Annotated in this window: 15 protein-coding genes; 9 read left to right on the top strand and 6 right to left on the bottom strand. The window is 64.5% G+C overall.

The genetic code is table 11. The annotated features are described in order from the left end of the window. Positions 1–94 precede the first annotated feature (94 nt). Positions 95–799 (bottom strand): TetR/AcrR family transcriptional regulator, encoded by a 705-nt coding sequence (locus BRAS3843_RS20430; RefSeq protein WP_008970920.1) that lies wholly within the window; start codon positions 797–799, stop codon positions 95–97. A 130-nt stretch (positions 800–929) separates the two neighbouring features. Here BRAS3843_RS20430 and BRAS3843_RS20435 point away from each other — a divergent pair, with 130 nt between their 5' ends. The 3 genes from BRAS3843_RS20435 to BRAS3843_RS38965 all read left to right on the top strand — a co-directional run bounded on the left by BRAS3843_RS20435 (position 930) and on the right by BRAS3843_RS38965 (position 1,873). Then, complete coding sequence (locus BRAS3843_RS20435) at positions 930–1,133, top strand: hypothetical protein (protein ID WP_008970921.1); 204 nt, start codon at positions 930–932, stop codon at positions 1,131–1,133. Further along, positions 1,130–1,255 (top strand): hypothetical protein, encoded by a 126-nt coding sequence (locus BRAS3843_RS42530; RefSeq protein ID WP_008970922.1) that lies wholly within the window; start codon positions 1,130–1,132, stop codon positions 1,253–1,255. Before BRAS3843_RS20435 ends, BRAS3843_RS42530 begins: the two co-directional genes overlap by 4 nt. A 108-nt stretch (positions 1,256–1,363) precedes the next feature. Beyond that, entirely contained in the window at positions 1,364–1,873 is a 510-nt protein-coding gene (locus BRAS3843_RS38965; protein WP_008970923.1) for a hypothetical protein, read from the top strand. Between the two features lie 52 nt (positions 1,874–1,925). Here BRAS3843_RS38965 and BRAS3843_RS20445 read toward each other — a convergent pair whose 3' ends face one another. After that, a complete protein-coding gene (locus tag BRAS3843_RS20445; protein ID WP_008970924.1) occupies positions 1,926–2,666 on the bottom strand; it encodes a hypothetical protein in 741 nt (246 codons plus the stop codon). Positions 2,667–3,120: 454 nt separating this feature from the next. Here BRAS3843_RS20445 and BRAS3843_RS20450 point away from each other — a divergent pair, with 454 nt between their 5' ends. Continuing rightward, on the top strand, positions 3,121–3,423 hold the full coding sequence (locus tag BRAS3843_RS20450) for a hypothetical protein (RefSeq protein ID WP_008970925.1): 303 nt from the start codon (positions 3,121–3,123) through the stop codon (positions 3,421–3,423). Between the two features lie 380 nt (positions 3,424–3,803). Further along, positions 3,804–4,688 carry a hypothetical protein gene (locus BRAS3843_RS20455; RefSeq protein ID WP_008970926.1) on the top strand — a complete coding sequence of 295 codons (885 nt, stop codon included), beginning with the start codon at positions 3,804–3,806 and terminating at the stop codon, positions 4,686–4,688. A 68-nt stretch (positions 4,689–4,756) separates the two neighbouring features. On the opposite strand, the gene BRAS3843_RS20460 is transcribed toward BRAS3843_RS20455, so the two are convergent. The 4 genes from BRAS3843_RS20460 to BRAS3843_RS20475 are packed head-to-tail and all read right to left on the bottom strand — an operon-like array spanning position 4,757 to position 8,331. After that, a complete protein-coding gene (locus BRAS3843_RS20460) occupies positions 4,757–5,029 on the bottom strand; it encodes a hypothetical protein (protein WP_008970927.1) in 273 nt (90 codons plus the stop codon). Further along, positions 5,022–6,317, bottom strand: coding sequence for an NAD(P)/FAD-dependent oxidoreductase (locus tag BRAS3843_RS20465; protein WP_008970928.1), 1,296 nt, complete (start codon positions 6,315–6,317; stop codon positions 5,022–5,024). The genes BRAS3843_RS20460 and BRAS3843_RS20465 overlap by 8 nt, the downstream gene beginning before the upstream one ends. 8 nt (positions 6,318–6,325) lie before the next feature. Continuing rightward, positions 6,326–7,027, bottom strand: coding sequence for a dihydrofolate reductase family protein (locus BRAS3843_RS20470; protein WP_008970929.1), 702 nt, complete (start codon positions 7,025–7,027; stop codon positions 6,326–6,328). Beyond that, the gene (locus BRAS3843_RS20475; RefSeq protein ID WP_008970930.1) at positions 7,024–8,331 is read right to left on the bottom strand and encodes an MFS transporter; all 1,308 of its coding nucleotides are present in this window, start codon (positions 8,329–8,331) and stop codon (positions 7,024–7,026) included. The genes BRAS3843_RS20470 and BRAS3843_RS20475 overlap by 4 nt, the downstream gene beginning before the upstream one ends. Before the next feature lie 852 nt (positions 8,332–9,183). Between BRAS3843_RS20475 and BRAS3843_RS20480 the strand changes: the two genes are divergently transcribed. The 4 genes from BRAS3843_RS20480 to BRAS3843_RS20495 all read left to right on the top strand — a co-directional run bounded on the left by BRAS3843_RS20480 (position 9,184) and on the right by BRAS3843_RS20495 (position 15,455). Next, positions 9,184–9,987: a hypothetical protein gene (locus tag BRAS3843_RS20480; RefSeq protein WP_008970931.1), complete on the top strand. Its 804-nt coding sequence runs from the start codon at positions 9,184–9,186 to the stop codon at positions 9,985–9,987. A gap of 491 nt (positions 9,988–10,478) precedes the next feature. Next, the gene (locus BRAS3843_RS20485) at positions 10,479–11,432 is read left to right on the top strand and encodes an ABC transporter ATP-binding protein (protein WP_008970932.1); all 954 of its coding nucleotides are present in this window, start codon (positions 10,479–10,481) and stop codon (positions 11,430–11,432) included. Then, positions 11,425–14,361, top strand: a complete 2,937-nt coding sequence (locus tag BRAS3843_RS20490) for a Gldg family protein (RefSeq protein WP_035982305.1) — start codon at positions 11,425–11,427, stop codon at positions 14,359–14,361. Before BRAS3843_RS20485 ends, BRAS3843_RS20490 begins: the two co-directional genes overlap by 8 nt. After that, complete coding sequence (locus tag BRAS3843_RS20495) at positions 14,358–15,455, top strand: DUF4340 domain-containing protein (protein WP_008970934.1); 1,098 nt, start codon at positions 14,358–14,360, stop codon at positions 15,453–15,455. The genes BRAS3843_RS20490 and BRAS3843_RS20495 overlap by 4 nt, the downstream gene beginning before the upstream one ends. The last annotated feature ends 25 nt before the right edge of the window (positions 15,456–15,480 follow it).

A 15,480-nucleotide genomic window follows, 5' to 3' on the forward strand; every position in this document is an offset into this window, starting at 1 on the left:
TTATCCCGCTGATTCATTGAACGCCGGTCGGACGTCGGATCTGACGTTCGCGTCCCGCCGGCAGGGTAGCGAACGTCGAACCCGTCCGGCTGCATTAGCGCTGGCTGAGCGAAGCCCTGCGCAGCTCGGAGCAGCTAGCGACATCCTGGCCCGATACTGGCAGGCACAACGCATCGACACAGAAATCAAGCATCTCATTGAATGTTGGCCGGGCCGCCGCATCGCCGGCCTCGCGCACGATCACATGATCATCCATCGCCCCAAGCAGACACCGTGCGAGCGTGGCGGAATTGCCGCCGCGAATCTCGCCGCGGGCCTGCCCGGCGGCGATGATCGGCGCTACCAGGCCGGCGATACGATCGATGTAGTGGCGGACCATCGGCCGGTTCGCACGCGCCGCTGCAGCGACGAGCTCATGGAGCTTTCTGTCGTTCACCCGCCGGCCTTCGTGCAACTGCGCGATGGTCCGGAACACCGCCCCCAGGCGGTGAATGGCCGAGCCGCCGGCGCGAGCAACATTCGCCGCGGCCTGAAACACCTCGTCCAGCAGCTCCGCGACAACCGTCTCCTCGATGTCCTTCTTTGAACGGAAGAAGCGGTAGATGTTGGCCGGCGACATCGCGGCACTGTGCGCGATGTCGACGACATTGGTCTTGTTGTAGCCGATGTCCCGGTAAAGCTGGGTGGTGGCTTGGAGGATACGGCGTCGTGTGCGCGACGATTTGGTCTGACCAGCAATGTTTCCATGCATGTTAGCGATCTCCTGAATAGCACTCTGCATTGCGACCTGCGGCAGCACGCTGGATCCCCCCGCTGGCCGCGCCTCGGACCGCCGAGTTCGCGCCTCGCCTGCAGGACCCGACCATTGACAACGCCGCCGGCCAGCCGTATTTCAAACTATACGGTTTAGTTTATACAAGGAGCGACGGATGTCAACATTCGTTTCGTTTTTCGCGGAGGGGCCGGTCGCAGGCCTCGCGGTCGTGGGCCTCAACCTGCTGGTGGGACTGGGGCTGATCGCCATCAGCCTGGCGTTGGGCATTGCGGTGTCGCTGCTGATCGGTCTGCCCGCGCTGGTGACCCAGCCCCGGCGCGCCGTTCAGATTCGCATCACCCGGAGGATGCCTGAATGACACCGGCCCTGCTCATCGCGCGCGATTTCATCATCTACTGGGTCAACGTCTCGCTGCTGCCGGTCGAAGTCACCTTCGATGCGATCGAGGCCGAGCTTCGGCGGCGCGGCATCAAAGTCTGAGCAGACCGCAGCGCCCGGGCGAATGCCCCTGAGACAGCTTGCAAGGAGATGAAGGTGAGGCGCAGTCCTTTTCGATCGATACGTAGCGCCGCGCTGGATGGGCCCGTGATGCCCCTCCGCAGCTACCTGCTCTGGGTCGGCGGCGCATTGCTACTGCTGCTGTTTGCCCTGGATGGGCTGCTGCCACAGACGGCCTCGAGCGAAGCCTTCAGCGCGAGTACGGAGCTGCCGCCGATCCGCATTCGCTCCGAGATCAAGGGCCCGGAGGCGGTGGTGATCGACACCAGCCGCGCGGCACGCCTGCCCACTCAGCCGAATGACGAGGCGGCTGCGTCGGAGCCAAGCTCTCCGACGCCTGGATCAGAGCAACTGTCAGGTGGCGTGCGCGCGCCCGACGAACCGCCGACGAACGAAGGATCTACGTCGTCAACACAAGGCTCAAATGTGCATGAAACGTTCGCGCAATTCGTCCCACCCGATCGTTCGAAGCCGCCGAAGGCCAGCCGGCACTCGCATCGGCCACATGCCGGCCTAATCGCCCGGCACAAGGGAGCGCGTGCTCCGCGCGCGCTTGAAGCTCAACGCTCGACCGCGCCATTCGAGCTGCCGAGAAGCTAGGTAGGGCGCCCGGAATCGCGCCCGAGAAGGTGCCGCGGGCGCTTCCGGTTGCTCAGAACCCTTCCGCCTGGCTTCGGTAGAACGTGTTCAGGATCGACATCCGCGGCTTGGTGGTTGCGATCGGCGGCCGCCCGTGCCAGCTCATCCCAAGCAGCGAATGATAGGCCTTCAGCACGACGAACGCGTACCCCGTGTTCGGGAGGAACGGAATCGTCTTCGCCGGCTCCAGACAATACGAGCCGACATGCAACAGGCCCTTCAGCGATGATCGGTACAGCGTGGTGCCGAGAGCTTCCTGGCTGGCATCGGTCGGACAATACAGCTGCATCGTCACGACCTTCTTGCGCGTATCCGGATGCGGCTTGATGCGGTATCCGTCATTGTCGCGATAGATGACCGGCTTCGCGAACAGCTTGAGCTCATCGAGAGGAAGCTTGTCGCCTCGTGCGCGAATCTCCAGCCCGTCGCGGAGCTTGAGCGCAATCGCCTCCGCGAGCTCCTCGGAGGTCAGCATGTGCGAGACTGCGGTCCAAAGCGCTCGCAGATCAGGCGAGATCCTTTCCAGATGATCGCCATAGAGCCGAAGCGCCACGCGGCTCTCGGTGATCGGGTCGTACCCGGTGGTCGGAAACGCGCCAACCAGCTCGCGGTAGATTGAGGCGGGAAAGAAGTCGCGGAAAACGATATGCGGAAACGGATCCGCGGAATGATCTGCAGCGCGAATGCTCGCGACAGCGTGATCTGTCAGTTCCTCGGCGAGGCTGCGCTCGACGATTCCCAAATCCATATCCATCCGAAATCCCCCGCATCGCAACCACAAGCCATGCAGCAACAGTATGATACGAAAAACAACAAAGGTAAATCAATAAGCCGGCGTGGAACCGGCCCATCTCGCTTGTGAATGAACGGCCGCAGTCCCGTTCCGTTGCACCCTCTCCGCTTGCATCGCCTATCCGCCATTCGGTCGCCGTCGAGTAGGCCAGTCTTGCAAATCACCGCTTGCCGCGCTCGCGCGCGCTGGAACATCACCTAGAGCATCGGGATCAACAAGATGCCGATTGAACTTGCGGCCAGCGCCACCGAACATCGCGGGCCGACTGCGCGACCGCTCAATGCAGCCGCGCCGGTTGCAATCACGAGCGGAACGAGGCCGAGTCACAGCGCATTTTTCTTGGTATGCCGTGCGCCCGGAGGAACCGCGTGCCGCACAGGACATTCATCCATGAGGCAGATAGGCGGAGGACCTCATGTCTGAAGTCACAACCGACCACAAAACAATCCGCCGATGGGCTGAGCAGCAAGGCGGCAAGCCGGCGGCGGTCGATCGGACGCATAAGGGCGACGATGTCGGAATCATCCGCATCATGTTCCCGAAAGCGCCGAACTCGGAGCACGGCAACCTGGTCGAGATTTCGTGGGAGGAGTTCTTCGCGGAGTTCGAGGAGCGAAACCTGGCGCTGGTTTACGACCCCGATGGAATGTTCAGCAAGATTGTCGGACGCGACACGGCGGAACGTCGCGAACACGGCGACCATCGTGCGGCGCGGTAGTCGGGCAACGGAAATCGCGGCAGCGAAAGTCGTGCGCAGACCAAAAGCTCCGGCGACTAATCGCTGAAAGAACGGGAATACCGCGACAGCGACGGCACGGCGCACCATCACACCAACGTCTATATGGAGCAGCACGGCACGACGGAATGATCTCCGCTCCTGCTGTGCTGCTGAATGTTTGTCGGATCGCATCGCTTCGTCTTGCAATGCACACCGGAGATGAAACCCGCCGCTATTGGGAACATTACAGTCCGACATTGCTTATAGGGACCGAAACGGTCTTGAGGAGGACAACATGGACGGACTGATTTATTTGATAGGGCTCATCGTGGTCATCATGGCCATCCTGTCTTTCTTCGGTCTCCGCTGAGGCAGCGGCAATGACGATCGAAGCAACTGCGACGGACGTGACTGCAGCGTCCCGGCCCGCGCTGGATAGTTGGACGCTGCAATGGACGCCCGTCGTGGCGGGAGCTCTCACCGCGGCAGCGGTCACTTTCATTCTCATTACCTTCGCCGCAACGGTCGGCCTCGGCGTGAGTTCGGCCGCCCCCACCTGGCGCGACGCATCGGTCGCGCTCTGGCTGCTCTCGGGCCTCTATCTGGTGCTGCAATCGCTGGTCAGCTTCGGCTGCGGCGGCTACATGGCCGGCCGGATTCGCACGCCCTATGAAGCGCCACGCGGGGACGACACCGAGCGGCGTGACGGCCTTCACGGCATCGCCGCCTGGGCGCTTGCGGTCGTGCTGGGCGCAGCTCTTTCAGGGTTGATCGCTTCCGCGATCAATCATCCGAATGGTTGGACCCGACCGGCTTCGGCCAACGAACCGTCGGTTCTCAGTTACGAGCTGGACCACCTGTTCCGCTCGCCACGGCATCCGCCGACGGCCGAGCTCGCACCCGCGCGTGCGGAAGCCGGGCGCGTGCTGCTGACGTCCTCGAGCCATTCGGGCGTCAGTTCGGATGATCGAGCCTACCTCGTGCAGCTGGTGACGGGCGTCACCGGGCTCGCCGGGCCCGACGCCGAACGTCGTGTCGACAGCGTCATCGCGGCGTCCAAGACCGCGCTCTCTCATGCGCGGGCGGGCACCGTGATCCTTGCGTTCTCGGTCGCGACGGCGCTGCTGCTCGGAGCGGTCGCCGCCTGGGCCGGCGCGGAAAGCGGCGGCAGGCATCGCGATGGCCTGCCGATCTCCGGCTGGATGCTGCATGCCAATCATCGCTTCGGCCGGCGCCGCGGCCTGCTAGGCGACATGACCTCGTAACGGCATAGTTGGTCGCCCGGGGCACAGCAGCCGGGCGACCAGCTCTCTTTGTCTCTGATAAAAGCCGCTCATCGGACCAGGCTCACCCAGCCTTCGGTCGCGGTAAAGGCTTTCGCAAACAGCGCCTCGGTCGGCTGCCCGCGATGCAGCGCCTTGCCGACCTCGCAGATCGCGAGTAGCGCGCTGGCACGCGCTTCATCGACCTCGATCGACTCAGTGCCGCCTGCGCTCTTCGCCAGGCCGATCACGCCGTTCAGGAGCTGCAACGCGGTCTGCGGTGCAGCCGCTTGCGCCGATGTCAACACACTCAGGAAATGCTCGGCCTTTTCCAGTTCAGTCACCTCGATCTCCCGTTTGAAGAATGCTCCGCGCCGTCTCCAGGCCGCTCGCCAGCGCAGCCTCGACTGTGCCCATCTCCGCTCCGCGGTAGAGCGCCTCGCCGGAAAAATGGATCGGCCGGCCATCCGCCTCCGAGAGCCTGGACTGCGCCGCACGCGTGCCCGGTGTCGCGTAGGAATAGGCGCCGCGCGCGAACGGATCGCGCGCCCAGTTGATCGCGTAGGCAGCTGTCAGCATCTGACTTAGCTGCTCAGGCTCGCGATCGAAGATCCCAGCGAGCGAGGCAAGCCCGATGTCGACCAGATCATCCGCGTCGAGATCGGCCATGGCAGCAGTCTTGGGACCGGCGAACCAGCCGGTGAGCACCGGACGATCGGTCGGATACTGTGTCCACCACACCGGGATCCGAGCCTCCGAGAGCAGAAACATCAGATCGGCGAGATCCTTTCGCGGCTCGAGCCACCAGCGCCTTTCGAAGCGCAACAGGATCTTGATGACATTGCCAAAGCCGATATCGGCGGCAGCCGAGATCCTGTCGCGTTCCGGCGCCGGCATCGCGATGCTTGTCAGCAGCGGGATCGGAACGGTGACGATGACAGCATCGCCCGCGTGATGATCGCCATTTTCGCAGCGAACCCGGACGCCCCTGTCATCCGCTTCGATTCCCCCCACCGGACAGCCAAGATGGAGCGCAACCCCATGCTTGCGGCACTCCGCGACGAGGAAATCGATCAGCGCCCCGTAGCCGCTGACGATGCGGCCGGCCTGCCGGCTTTGTCCGCCTCCCATCCACTCCTCACGCAGCGCGAATGTGCTGGCCCGTTCCGGCTCGGCTGCGTCGTAGCTTTCGACCATGCGCTGCACGCTGTGCCGCAGCCGGTCATATTGCGCGCCGGCAAAATGCCGCCGCAGAAACTCGGCAATCGGCAAGTCGTCAGTCAATTGCCGCAACGCATCCTGCAGCGCGGCCTGATCAACGTCCCAGGATTCCTGCAACAGGAACTGCCCGTCGTGGACCGTCCATCTCCAGCCTTCGACAGGACGCAAGGCGAGCCCGGCCTCGCGCAGCAGGCCGTGCGTGACCGAGGCCTCGCCGTGCACGAATTCGGCACCGGCTGCCGCGCTGTATCCGAAGCTTGCCTCAGCAAGTGTATGGATGCGCCCTCCGCACCTGTGTTGTGCTTCCACGATGGTCACCCGCCTGCCCGCGCGGGCCAGTTCGCGGGCGGCCATCAGGCCGGCAGCCCCGGCCCCGATGACGATGATGGTGTCTGATTGTGGTCGAGTCATACCGGAAGCTATCGTGAGGCCTCATTCTCGAGCCTATATCGCAGCAAGATGGCGCCGCCGTCCAGGAGCTGGCTGCTTTCGAGCGTCATCGCAGCCACCGGCGCGCGCTGATCAGCTTCCGCCTCGGTGGAATCGAACACGCTGGGCGCCCCCTTGGCACCGTCGACCGCCGGACAGATGATCAGGTTGAGCTCATCGACCAGGCCGGCGCGCAGGAAGGCGCCGTTGGCACCGCCGCCGCCTTCAAGCAGCAGCCTGTTCACACCGAGGTCACGATTGAGGATGTCGAGCATCAACGCGAGATCGATCTGGGTGCGCCCGGCAAAGATGTAGGACACGCCTTCCTTGCGCAGGCCGGCAAGATGCGCGTCCGGCACCGCCTCGGTGAGCACGACCACGATCGGATCACCGCCGATGTCCGAGCGGCCCCACGCGATCTTGCCGTGGGGGTCGAGCACGACGCCATAGGCGTCGGCATCGCGCCTTGCGAACCAGGCCGTTCGCGGGAAAGTCGCGTCCGTCGTGGCCGGATAGGATTTGCCCTTGGCGAACTCCTGGCCGGTGACGCGGCCGACCAGCCACGCGTCACCATCGAGCTGATCGTGCACACGCTCGAACAGATCACCGGCCGACCCCTTCGGACGCCAGCGGCTGTGCAGCGTGCGCCCATCGACGCTTGCGACCATCAGACAGATCACGTGCGGCTTCATGCGGTCCTCTTATTCAGTTCGACCCGGCCGATCTTGGCCGGCGCAGTCTCGGGTATCAGGGCCATCGCCACCAGGCCGGCGGCTGCCGCCACCAGGAGATACCAGGACGGCGCCAGCGGATCGCCGGAGACATGGAGCAGCCAGGTCACCACGAGCTGGGCGGTCCCGCCGAAGCTTGCGATCGCAACCGCGTATATGGTGGCGAACACGCCGCCGCGGATCTCCTGCGGCAAAGCTTCGGTGAAGGCGGCATAGAACGCCGTGTAAGGCAGCGATCCGATCGCCGACAGCAGGCCGAAGCCGAACAGCAAGGACCACGCGCCGGGCGCATTCACGATCCACAGGAAGGCTGGATAGGTCAGCACAAGCACAGCCAGTTGCGGCCACACCATGACGGGCTTGCGCCCATAGCGGTCGGCCAGCCAGCCGCCCAAAATCGCGCCTGCGATCTGCAGGCCATTGCTCACGACCGATACGGTAAAGGCGAGGTCCGCCGCGACGTGCAGCGTGGTCTTGGCATAGGTCGTCATGTACTGGGTGACGTAGGTCGAAATCGTGCCGCTCGCCAGGATCATCAGCGCCAATACGATCAGGCGGATATGCCGGCCGGCGAGCACGAGATGGCTTGTTCGCGCCTCCTCTTTGGAGGCGTCAGGAATGACGGTCTCCGGCAAGCTGCTGCGCATCCAGAGCCCGACGGGCAAGCAGGCCGCGCCGATCAGGAATGCAATCCGCCAGCCATAGGCGTCGAGCGCCTCCGGCGCCATCGCCCTGCTCAGGACGACGCCGACGAGCGCGCCGGCGGTGGCGGCGATCTCCTGGCTAGTCGGCTGCCACGCCACCACCAGCGCGCGATTTTCGGGCGAAGCGATCTCCAACAGATAGGCCGTGGTCGGCCCGACCTCGCCGCCGAGCGCAAAACCCTGCACCATGCGCGCGAGGATCACGATGATGGGCGCCGCCAGCCCGATCGTGGCATAGGACGGCGTCAGCGCGATGGTCAGGATCGCCACGCCCATCAGCGCGAAACTGAGCAGCATCGCGGGCCGCCGGCCGACCCGATCCGAATAGATGCCGAGCACGATGCCACCGATCGGCCGGGTCACGAATCCGGCACCGAAGGTGGCGAGCGACAGCATCAGGCTCCCATAGGCGCTCTGCGCCGGAAAGAAGGTGCGGCCGATCTCGACGGCGAAGAAGCTATAGGTGATGAAGTCGTAGAATTCGAGCATGTTGCCGATGGTGGCGGCAAATGCGGCGCGTTGGACGCTGATCTGTGGCTCGTCTGCGATTGCCAACGCCAATGTCGAATCTCCATTCCCTTCGGCACGCGCCTTGGACGTTCGCCACACACGCGTGAAGCGATATCAAATCCGTCCCCGTCAGGCGGTTCCGATCTACTTGCCCGCGCACCATCGTACAATGCAAATCAACGTGCTGATATATTCTCGCAACGCATGCGCGCCCGAGCTTTGCGGCAGGCTCGCCCTCTTGAATGAGAGGGCGCAGGGAAGGCCGGGAGCTCGCCGCCCCCATGGCCCGCCTGCAACAAGAAAAGCAGGCGGCAGTCACCACAGGTTCGGCCGAAACATCCCGGCCTTCCCTGCGCGATGAGTTTACGGCTTATTTCGCGCTCTCCCCAGGGACCGGCTTTCTTGCCCCTGTAACGACAACGCTAACGCGTTGCGCACGCGACAACGCTAGCGCGTTGCGCAGACATCAGCACCGGGATGCCAGGACCACACGACTTCGCCGTCCACGACAGCTGCGTCGTCTTTCGCAACTGATCGCGGTCACCGCATCCCGCCTCCACGTATCGTGACGACGCGTACGCCCCTCTTCGATGAGGCGGGACGGGCGAGAGATAGCATGATTTCTGAAAAAACGAACGAGATATTTCGGGAACGTCGTTCCGAAATCGGATTGCGGACGCTCGGGTCAGCTTGGGGGCATTCCTAACAGCGCCGCCCGATGCACGCCATCTTGGGAAGATATGGGCGCGCTGCCCTGATCGAGCACGATCGCCCTCACCCGGAGACGCTGCAGAGACGCAGCCCCCTCGCCCGTGACTTTCTCGGGCCTTCCGCGTTGAGGGCGCGGGAAGCTTTCGATGGAGCCGGCGGAACTCACACCGCTCGGCACGTTGCGGAGGAAACATGGCAAGCGAAGACGCGATGCTCAGCAAAATCCCCGAGGTGACGCTCGGCTTCTGGGTGATCAAGATCCTGGCCACGACGCTCGGTGAAACCGGCGGTGATTCGGTGACGATGAGCTGGCTGCACGCCGACCAGGACGCTCAGAATGGCGGCTATCTGATCGGCACCGGCATCTTTCTTGCGGTGTTCGTTGCGGCGGTGATCGCCCAGATCGCGACGAGACGCTTCAATACCTGGATCTACTGGCTGGCCATCGTGGCCTCGACCACGGTGGGCACGGCCATGGCTGATCTCTTCGATCGATCATTGGGCATCGGCTATACGGGAGGCTCGTCTGTCCTGCTCGGCCTGGTCCTGTGCTCGCTCGCAGCCTGGTACCTGACGCTCGGATCGATCGATGTCCGGACGGTGGCAACGCCGCGGGCGGAGATCTTCTATTGGGTGACGATCACATTTTCGCAGACGCTGGGGACCGCGCTCGGAGATTGGACCGCCGATGGCACCGGATTGGGCTATGACGGCGGTGCCCTCGTGTTCGGTGCGGGCCTCCTCCTGCTTGCGGCTCTGTATTATTGGACGACGGTCTCGCGCGTGTTCCTGTTCTGGGCCGCCTTCATCTTGACGCGACCGCTCGGCGCGACGGTTGGAGACTTCCTGGACAAGCCGACCAGTCAAGGCGGCCTGGCGCTCAGTCGACCTTTGGCGTCCGGAGTGATGCTGGCGGCGATCATTGTGCTGATCGTGATCCTGCCGCAAAGGCCGGGACGGCATCCGGGATCCGACCTCGCAGCGCAGCTGCCGTGACTTGTCGGATAGCCTTGTCGAACAGGCCCGCGGTCGCGTTGCAACACGCGAGCGGCGGCGCCAGCCTGTTGCGCCCGCGAGGCACGTGGTGCGCTCATCCCGATCGACGCGGTCACCCTGCTCACACGCAATTGACCGGATGTGAACGCGCCGAGACATCTCCTGCCGCTTGATTCATCCGCCGTCCTTTGATTACTCCTCGGGCGAGATTGAGTTTGTCTGTCATCAATCTCGTCCGGCCAATTGATGCTTTGCGTGAGGCTTTGTCCCGCCATGTGCTCTTCTGGATAACCGCGAAGACCCGCCGAGCGCGCAGCAACGGCAACATGCCTCGCGCCTCGCACTCCCCTCAGTGACAACGAAGTCCCTGTTCGCAGGATCGATTCCGCTTGGGATCGAGCCCTCTGTTCGACGGCTCGCGGACGCTCATGTTCGTGAGCCCTGCGCGCGCCAGCCGCAACGGACCGCAAACTTCAGGAGCGATGCCGACCATGATCTCCGCGCAGAACCTGACACGCAAGTACGGATCATTCACCGCCGTCGACGACGTCAGCTTCCGTGTCGGGGACGGCGAGATCGTAGGTCTCCTCGGCCATAACGGCGCGGGCAAGACCACGATCATGAAGATGTTGACCGGCTATCTGGAGCCGACCGCCGGAACCGCTGAGATCAACGGCTATGATATCAGCGAGCGGCGGCGCGAGGCGCAGGCGCTGATCGGCTACCTGCCGGAAAACTGTCCGCTCTATCCGGAGATGACCGTCGTCGAGTTCCTCGACTACGCCGCCGAGTTGAAGGGCATTACGCCGGGCGAGCGGCCGCGCGCGTTGCGCGACGCCATCGCAGCCACGGGTCTTGCCGAGAAGGCCGCGGAGCCGATCGCCAGCCTGTCGCGCGGCTACCGCCAGCGCACCGGCGTGGCGCAGGCCATCCTGCACAGGCCGAAGATCGTCATCCTCGACGAGCCGACCAACGGCCTCGATCCCGCGCAGATCGCGCAGATGCGCGGCCTGATCAAGCAGCTGGCCGAAACCGCCACCGTCATTCTCTCCACCCACATCCTGCAGGAGGTGCGCGCCGTCTGCGAGCGGGTGCTGGTGATCAATCGCGGCCGGCTGGCGCTCGACGCCAGGATGGACCAACTCGGCAGCGCCGGCCGCTTGCGTCTCGTCACCAGCGGACCTCCGGACAAGGTCGAACCGCTGATCGCCGGGCTCAATCTCGTCAAGAGCGTGGACCGGCTGGCGCCGGAGGGCGCCGCGCACGCCTATGGGCTGCGACTGAATGGCCACGGCGCCGAGGCGGTCGCGCCCGCGGTGGCGCGCGCCATCACGACCAGCGGCCTCGACCTCTATGCGCTTCATCCCGAACAACGCGACCTGGAAGCGGTGTTTGCCGAGATCACCGCGGTCGATGCAGCAAGCCGGGAGACCCAGAATGCATAATGTGCTCCGTATCGCCCGCAAGGAGCTGGGCGCCTTCTTCGCCTCGCCCGCCGCCTTCATCTTCATGGCTGCGTTCCTCGCGATCTCCCTGTTCCTGTTCTTCTGGGTTGATCGCTTCTTCGCCCGCGATATCGCCGACGTGCGGCCGCTGTTCGAGTGGATGCCGGTGCTGATGATCTTCTTCGTCTCCGCCGTGACCATGCGGATGTGGAGCGAGGAGCGGCGCGCCGGCACGCTGGAATTTCTGCTGACCTCGCCGGTCGCTCCGCTCCAGCTCGTGCTCGGCAAGTACCTGGCCTGTCTGGCGCTGGTGGCCATCGCGCTCGCGCTGACCTTGCCCTTGCCGATCACGGTCTCGCTGATCGGCCCGCTCGACTGGGGACCGGTGCTGGGCGGCTATCTCGCGGCGCTCGCGCTCGCCTCGGCCTACATCTCGATCGGCCTGTTCGTCAGCGCGCGCACCGATAACCAGGTGATCAGCCTGATCGTCTCGGTCCTGATCTGCGGCGTGTTCTATCTGCTCGGCTCCAGCACGCTGACGTCGCTGACGGGCAATGAGGGCGGCGAATTGTTGCGACTGCTCGGCGCCGGCTCGCGCTTCGAGTCGATCGCGCGCGGCGTCATCGACCTGCGCGACCTGTATTACTATCTCAGCATTTTCGGCGTCTTCCTGGTGCTCAATCTCTATGTGCTGGAGAGCCTGCGCTGGTCGGCGCAAGGACGCGAGCCGCAGCACCGGCGCTGGCGTATCGTCGCGGCGCTCACGGTCGCCAATCTCGTCGCCGGCAATCTGTGGCTCGGGCAGCTGACGGCCGCGCGCGCCGATCTCACCGCGGGCCACATCTACTCGATCTCCGACGAGACCCGCGGCTATCTGCGCCAGCTGCAGGAGCCGCTCCTGATCCGCGGCTATTTCAGCGCCCAGACCCATCCGCTGCTGGCGCCGCTGGTGCCGCGCCTGCGTGATCTCCTGAAAGAGTACGAGATCGCAGGCCGGGGCAAGGTGCGGGTCGAGTTCGTCGATCCCCAGCAGAACCAGGCGCTCGAAGCCGAGGCCAACAAGCACTACGGCATCCAGCCGGTGCCCTTCCAGACATCGAGCAAGTATCAGGCGTCGGTGACGAATTCGTACTTCAACATCCTGGTCAAATATGGCGACGAGTACACCACCCTCGGCTTCCGCGATCTCATCGAGGTCAAAGACCGCGGCGAGGGCGAAGGCGACCTCAATGTCGACCTGCGCAATCCGGAATACACGATCACGCGCGCCATCAAGAAAGTGCTGAACAGCTATCGCGGCTCCGGCGACGTGCTCGCCAGCATTCCGCAGCCGGTGACGCTGGAAGCCTATATCTCAAAGGACAAGCTGCCGGATCCGCTGCCGGCGCTGAAGACCGGACTCGAGGAGCTGATCAAGGACTATCAGGCGAAGGCGCCCGGCAAGCTGAAGGCGGAGATCATCGATCCCGACGCCGATGGCGGGCAGACCGCCAAGATGCTGCAGGACACTTACGGCCTGGAGCCGCTGGCTGCGGGGCTGCTCAATCCCAAGCGGTTCTGGTTTGACCTGATCCTGAAGAGCGGCGACAAGGCGGAGCAGATTCAGCTGCCGGAATCGCTCGACAAGGACGGGCTGAAGCGCAACATCGACGCCGAGTTGAAACGCTTCACGCCCGGCGCGCTGCGCACGGTGGCGCTCTACACGCCGCCGCCGGCGATGCCGCAGCTCGGCATGGCCGGCGGCTCCGGCCCCTCCTTCGAGCTGTTGCAGCAGAAGCTGCAGGAAGACGAGCTGGTGGATGCGGCGGACCTGAAGGACGGCCGCGTGCCGGATCGCGCCGACATCCTGTTCGTGGCTTCGCCTGAGCAGCTCGATCAGAAGCAGGTGTTCGCGGTCGATCAGTTCCTGATGAAGGGCGGCACCGTGATCGTCGCCACCTCGCCCTATCAGCCCTCGCTCCATGGTGATCTCAAGGTCACCAAGACACCGTCGGGCCTGGAGGACTGGCTGAAATTCCAGGGCCTGCAGGTCGAGGACAAGATGGTGCTCGACAAGCAGAGCGCACCGTTCCCGATCCCGACTGAGCGTGACATCGGCGACGGGCTCAAGGTGCGGCAGATCCAGCTGATGGATTATCCGTTCTTCGCCGACATCCGCAGCGACGGGCTGGCGCAAGGCGCGGCGCCGTCGGCCGGCATCCAGCAGCTCACTTTGTCCTGGGCCTCGCCGTTGACGATCGCGCCCGACAAGGCCGGCAAGCGCAAGGTGGTGCGGCTGATCGAGAGCTCGCCGCAGTCATGGAGCGCGAATACGACCGATGTGGTGCCTGATTTCCGCGAGCATCCCGCGACCGGCTTCCCCGAGCCCGAGAAGGAAGGACGGCAGCTGCTCGGCGCCATGGTGGAGGGCGAGTTCACCTCGTTCTTCGCCGGCAAGCCGTCGCCCTTGGCCAAGGACGCGCCGGAACAGAAGCCAGGCAAAGACGACGCCGCGCAGGCAACGAAGCCCGCGGCCGCGCCCAAGGACGGGCCCAAGAACGACAAGCCCAGCATCACCGGCGTGATCGGCCGCTCGCCCGAAAGCGCGCGCCTGATCCTGATCGGCTCCGGCACCTTCCTTTCGGACGACGTGCTGCAGCTCGCCTCCAGCGTCGACCGCACGCAATATCTCGCGCCGGTCGATTTCGCGCAGAACCTGGTCGACTGGTCGCTGGAGGATCGCGGGCTGCTGACGCTGCGCAGCCGCGGCGGCCAGTTCTCGCGCACGCTGGCGCCGATGAAGAGCAGCGGCCAGATGTTCTGGGAATATCTCAACTATGCGCTGGCCCTGGCGGGGCTCGGCATCGTCTACATCCTGCACCGCTCGCTGCGGCTTGGCGCCAGGCGCAGATATCTCAACATGCTCGGCATCGAGGGAGCCACGACATGAGGCGGCCGACCGTTCTCCTTCTGACAGCCCTGTTGGGCGGACAGCTCGCACTGGCGCTGGTCATCGCGCGGACCGGCTCCGATCACGCCGCCTTCAGCGCCAAGGACCCGCTGCTTGCATTCGAGCCGGCGAAGATCGATCAGATCGCGATCGACGATGATGCCGGCCACGCGGTGACGCTGGACAAGCAGAACGGCGAATGGGTAATCCCCGCCTCTGCCGGCTTCCCGGCCGACCAGGGCCGGGTCGAGAGCTTCCTCAGCCAGCTTGCCGCATTGAAGAGAGGCTTGCCGGTGGCGGAAACGGCAGGTGCCGCCGAGCGCTTCAAACTAACCGAAAAGGTTCATGACCGCCGCGTGGTGCTGACCAGCGGAGGCCAAAAAGTCGGAGAACTCCTGATCGGGACGTCGCCGACCTATCGCCAGGTGCATGCCCGCCTCAGTGGCGCTCCGGCGATCTATGTCGTGGATTTCGCCGCCTATGATGCCGAGAGCGATGCGGCTGCGTGGATGAACCACGGCCTTCTCGACACGCCGCGGAACAAGATCGCCAGCATCGCTGTCGGCGACGTCACGCTCGACGGCAAGGATGGCAAGTTCGCGCTGGCCGGCTTGACCCAGGACGACAAGCCGCTTGCCGACAAGATCGACTCGCTGGTGGGTGCGGTCGCGCATCCGCTGTTCGATGCGGTTCAGGGCAAGGGCAAGGACGCGTTGGCCAAGGTCGACGATCCCGACGTCACGGCCACCGTGAAGCGGGCGGACGGAAGCTCCGTCACCTATCGCTACAAGAAGGATGCCGGCTTCTATCTGTTTGCAAGCTCGGCCCAGGACTATTTGTTCCGCGTCGCGGATGACAAGATCAAGCCGGTCATCGAGGCCAAACGTGCGGCGCTGATCGAAGCCCCGAAGCCGAAGCTCGATGCCAAGCCGGAGACCGCGCCCCAAGCCCAGCAGACCCAGGCTCCGGAGACCAAGGCGCAAGAGACCAAGGCACCCGAACCGAACGGCGCGCCGAAGGCTGCCCCTGATGGCGCCAGGAGCGACACTCAGGCCTCGCATGGGGATGCACCACCTACAGGGCATGGCGGTTGAAGAGTGGCGCAGCGATCACGCTGCG

It is taken from the genome of Bradyrhizobium sp. STM 3843, assembly GCF_000239815.1.
GTDB lineage: Bacteria > Pseudomonadota > Alphaproteobacteria > Rhizobiales > Xanthobacteraceae > Bradyrhizobium.